4 protein-coding genes are annotated in these 4,666 nt (G+C 40.7%); all 4 read left to right on the forward strand.

Annotation, left to right across the window (positions count from 1 at the left end):
- Positions 1 to 190: 190 nt before the first annotated feature.
- The gene (locus ACQEXU_RS21665; protein ID WP_193299073.1) at positions 191 to 472 is read left to right on the forward strand and encodes a hypothetical protein; all 282 of its coding nucleotides are present in this window, start codon (positions 191 to 193) and stop codon (positions 470 to 472) included.
- A gap of 743 nt (positions 473 to 1,215) precedes the next feature.
- Complete coding sequence (locus ACQEXU_RS21670) at positions 1,216 to 1,830, forward strand: hypothetical protein (protein WP_025794184.1); 615 nt, start codon at positions 1,216 to 1,218, stop codon at positions 1,828 to 1,830.
- A gap of 134 nt (positions 1,831 to 1,964) precedes the next feature.
- On the forward strand, positions 1,965 to 2,120 hold the full coding sequence (locus ACQEXU_RS21675; RefSeq protein WP_427012271.1) for a hypothetical protein: 156 nt from the start codon (positions 1,965 to 1,967) through the stop codon (positions 2,118 to 2,120).
- A 923-nt stretch (positions 2,121 to 3,043) separates the two neighbouring features.
- Positions 3,044 to 3,868 carry a hypothetical protein gene (locus ACQEXU_RS21680; RefSeq protein WP_025634836.1) on the forward strand — a complete coding sequence of 275 codons (825 nt, stop codon included), beginning with the start codon at positions 3,044 to 3,046 and terminating at the stop codon, positions 3,866 to 3,868.
- The last annotated feature ends 798 nt before the right edge of the window (positions 3,869 to 4,666 follow it).

The raw sequence follows: 4,666 nt of genomic DNA on the forward strand, positions 1-4,666 counted from the left end.
CGATGAAAACTTCCTTTCTTTGTCGCTTCAAGTTGCCTCATAACAATAAATTTAAGAGTGATTCACAACGCTTGGCGCTTTCACTTCAAGCAAGTTTAGTGTTTATGGCACAATGCTTTAGGTAGGGTGGTTAGCGTTGTTCACACCTTAATTTGGCGTTATACGCAATGCGGGAACATGAAATATTATTGTGGAAGCTAAAGAAAGAAAACTGTTTAAAGAAATAGCATCCATATTATGGAATGACTGGGATCCAATCGGTGTTAACGATGGTGAAAATGAGTGGAACGACGAATACGACAGTTATGTACCTCATATATTTCGATTGGTACTAGAAGGAAAGGATGCATCGAGAATAGCTTTATCTCTTTCTTCTACAATTGAACAAAGTATAGGTTTGTCTGCATACCCACAGCATGATTTGAAAGTTGCGAATAAAATAGTAGAAGCTAAGGTGCGTATCTTCGGCTAGCGTATAACAATGCGTTTAAGGCAGATTCCCAACGCTTGGCGTTTTGCATTCTAAGTTGGGTTAAGTGTTTACGGCATAAAGATTTAGGTTAGATGGTTTAGCGTTGCTCACTACTTAACGCGGCGTTATGTTTACTTGTATTTCAATGGCTTAAATGTCTTTAACTCAAGTTCTTTGTCCCTCTGGCAGTTCGTCCCTAGTAGACTCAGCAAATCAGTATTGTCGGTCTAAGTTCTTGAATCTCTTAGGTCGTAAAACATGCCAAGGTTCGTGGGTTGCTTCATTTCCAGGTCGAGCCGGCTAGGTTTCAGTTTCTTTGGCTTAAAGTCGCTTTGAGATTCCTTCCCAAGCAGCATCCTACCTTGGCAGTAGTCTCGGCAATTTGCCATTGTTTGGCGCTGTTGTGAGAAGAGACTAGGGTGTTCGTTGAGGCTTTATCGAGTTGCCTCATTGGGCAGGGAAGTGTTCATACTTGTTTTAGGTTGGTCGCATTTGGTGGTCAAGTCAGTTCTTACCTTGTGGTTTGCTTCAGAAAACTAGTTATAAATAGCAGTTCTTTCTCAAGTAAATCATGTGTTTGTGGTAAAACATAACAAACAATTCAACAGTGATTCGCAACGCTTGGCGCTCTCACTTCGGGTTGAGTTTAGTGTTTACGGCGCAGTGTTTAAGTTCAGTGTCTGCGCTGCTCACACGTTAATTGGGCGTTATGTGTTTTGGCTAGCATTGGAGCTAAGAAAATAGTGACTAAAAAAGAAACTCGATTGAAGCGAAAGAAAATGGCTCGAGCGCATCTAAGAAGCAAGCGGGCACGACTGGAAAGACTGAGATCTAGGTTGATTCCGCGAGTAAGACACATTGATGGCTTTAATAAAGAAACATTTGAAAGCTACTATTCACGTTGGCACAAGTCTCTTAAAAATATACCGATGTGTGTGGTTGAACAATGGGCTTATGACCACAATGATGAATTTATAGATTATTGGTCAAAGTTGTTACCTCGTAAGTGGAAGTTTCATTTAAAAAGTTTAACAACAGAGCAAGTTATGAGCATTCAAATGCTTGAGCGCAATCGTAAACATTATGAAGACGTAGGGTTACTTTGTATTGACCAGACATATGCTCGGACTAGGCTTTCAAACTATATGTTTGATAATTGCACATTCCCTAGACCAATTATCGTTTTTGCGAAAAATGAAGCTTTGATTCACCCAAGGAGCTACGGTGAAGTTGCTTTTGACCATGAATTTAACCTTGCTGAGGGGCACACTCGCCTAGGTTTGTTTAGAGCTATGCATTCGAGAAATTCATATTTCATTGAAAAGCATGATGTTTGGGTAATCGAAACAAACACATAACAAACTGTTTAAGAGTGATTCGCAACGCGTGGCATTTTTACTATGCGTTGCTTTTAGTGTTTAAGGTGGTATGCGGTAGCTTCAGTATTGCGTTGCTCACACCTTAACAGGGCGTTATACCTATAAGGAGAGACATGGATATTAAAGTGGTTGTGGCTCTGATCGGAATTGGTGGTGTACTTTCTAGTGCGCTAGTTCAGTTTTGGCTGGGAAGTCGCACGGAAAAAGAAGAAAAAGCATATCGAAATACGGAGTTCAGCCTATCTGGATTTTTTAAATGCTGTTTCTGAAATTGCAAGTTCAGCAAAGTATTCGGAGCAGCGTAGTGTTGAGCAGCTAAAGCAATTAAATCAATCCAAAACACGAGTGATTTTGCTAGGTAGTGAAGCAGTTGTAACATCAATGCATTCTTTCTTTCAAAAACACGGTTCATTGGGCAGTGAAGCTTCGTATGTATCCTTTAGTAAAATTGTAAAAGCAATGCGTTCAGACTTATCTGGATGCGATGAGATTGAACTAAGCGTGCTCTATGAGTCTCTGTTTGGTGCTAGCGTCGAAAAATAGGTATAACAAGCAATTCAAGCTGATTCGCAACGCTCGGCGTTTTCGGTTTCAATAGGTTTGGTGGTTACGGTGAAGTGTTTGGGTAATGTGGCAGCGTTGCTCACAACTTAATTGGGCGTTATGTTAACGGCGGGGATGGGTTACTTAGGGAGAAGTAGGCTTGATGAAGCAGTTAATATGGCCAGACAATATATTGAATAGAACGGCTAAGTTGATAGTGATGTTTCTATTCACATTTATTTGGCTTTTGGATCTAATTTGGTATTCGCTGGACTTGGGCTATGTGGTGCTAAAAGACTTCGTTCCTATATACAGCTTACTAATCATGTACTGTTTTCTGTTTAATCGTAACCTGCCTATAGGGGGGTAACATACGACTTTGAAGATGGTAAAAGCGATGTACAGTGCTTTCGGCTGTTGGTTTTCTTAGGCTCCCTGATTATTTACGTATATGGAACCTTTCTATAAAAAGGGACTGCCAAGCTTGGTTAGTCCTTGTCGTGATTGATAACATAACAAACTGTTTAAGAGGGATTCGCAACGCGTGGCATTTTTACTATGCGTTAGTTTTAGTGTTTAAGGTGGTATGCGGCGGCTTCGGTATTGCGTTGCTCACCCCTTAACAGGGCGTTAGGCATCAGGAGGTTTTATGTCCGAGCATAAGTTGGATTTATTAGATAATGCAGTAGATAGTCTTGAGGAAGCCCTCGTGAAATTTGAAGAAGGAGAGGCTGGTGAAACAAAGGCGTATAAGTTTGCTGTTTTACATATGGCTCATTTTTTGGAACTTCTATTTAAGTATCACCTAGCTTCAATTCACCCTTTGCTTATTTATCGAGATTTATTTGCCAAAAAGGTAGATAAAAACAAAACAGTAGGTCTTTGGGAGTGTGTTAACTTCATTAATAATGAAAGCCCTGATTCAATAACACCGGCACTACGCAGTGATCTCGAATGGATCAAGAAGTTGAGAAACTCCATTGAACATCATAAATTTGAAATGGATGTATCCGAAGTTAGAGAAACGATTGGCAGGCTGTTTCACTCTGTAACAGAGTTTCTCGAGAGTTATTCAGATTTAGATTTATCAGAACACATTTCAACTCACACAAAAGATACATTTAGTATCTTGTCTAGTGAATATGAATTCTCAGTTTATGAAGCAATTAAGAAGGCAGAAGAAATAGAGAATGATAACTTTGTTGATTATACGACAGACCCAGATGCTCCACCTTCTAGATTGGATTGCCCTGAGTGCGGTCACTATACGTTAGCACTCTGTGCCGAATCTTCTAGCGGGTATCGTTGCACGTATTGTGAGAATGAAGACAGTGAGGATTTGCCAGCAACTTGTGACATTTGTGGATTGCAGTCTACTGTTGGTGAGTTAAGTGCTTGGAAGTTAGCAGACAATGAATATGAGCTACGTTGTTACTATTGTTCAGGGCGCTATCATGCGGACAAAGATGACTAAAGATGCCTAACAAACAATTTAAGAGTGATTCAGCACGCTTGGCATTTTTGGTTTGAGTTAGGTTCAGTGTTTACGGTGGTCAAATCAAGTGTTGTGGTCGCGTGCTTCACACCTTAATTGGGCGTTATGTTTACCTGTATTTCAAAGGCTTAAATATCTTGGGCTCTAGTTCTTTGCCCCTCTGGTAATTCGTCCCTAGTAGACTCAGCAAATCCGCATTGTCGGCCTAAGTTCTTGAATCACTCAGCCCGTAAAACATGCCAATGTTCGCGGGTTGCTTCATTGTCAGGTCGTGGCGGTAGGCTTCTTGTTTTTAACTGGCTCAAAGTCGCTTTCAGGTTCTTAACCAAGCAGCATTTCAGCTTGGCAGTTGCCTCGGCAATTCAGCATTGTTTTGTGCTTTGGTTGGAAAGAAAGGGCGCTTGTTGGTGCTTTGTCGGGTTGCCTCATTGGGCAGGGAAGTGGAATTACTGGTTTGGGGTTAGTCGCTTTTGGCGACCAAGTTGGTTCTTGCCTTGTGGTTTGGTTCAGAAAACTGGCTTGAAATAGCAGTTCTTTCTCAATTAAGTCAGTAACTTGTGGTAAAACATAACAAACAATTGAACAGTGATTCGCAACGCTTGGCGCTTTCACTTCGGGTTGAGTTTAGTGTTTACGGCGCAGTATTCAAGTTCAGTGTATGCGTTGCTCACACGTTAATTGGGCGTTATGCAAACAATATTGGTCGAAAAATGGAGAGTGAGAAATAAATAATGTTTGGTTCGATATGGAATTTATTTCAACAAGTTCAGATTCAAG

Origin of the sequence: Vibrio sp. TRT 21S02 (assembly GCF_050113675.1) — a bacterium.
In the GTDB taxonomy this organism is placed as follows: domain Bacteria; phylum Pseudomonadota; class Gammaproteobacteria; order Enterobacterales; family Vibrionaceae; genus Vibrio.

Excerpts from the sequence above, each read along its gene's own strand:
- ACQEXU_RS21675 (WP_427012271.1), top strand. The coding sequence starts at position 1,965 with ATGGATATTAAAGTGGTTGTGGCTCTGATCGGAATTGGTGGTGTACTT.
- ACQEXU_RS21680 (WP_025634836.1), top strand. The coding sequence starts at position 3,044 with ATGTCCGAGCATAAGTTGGATTTATTAGATAATGCAGTAGATAGTCTT.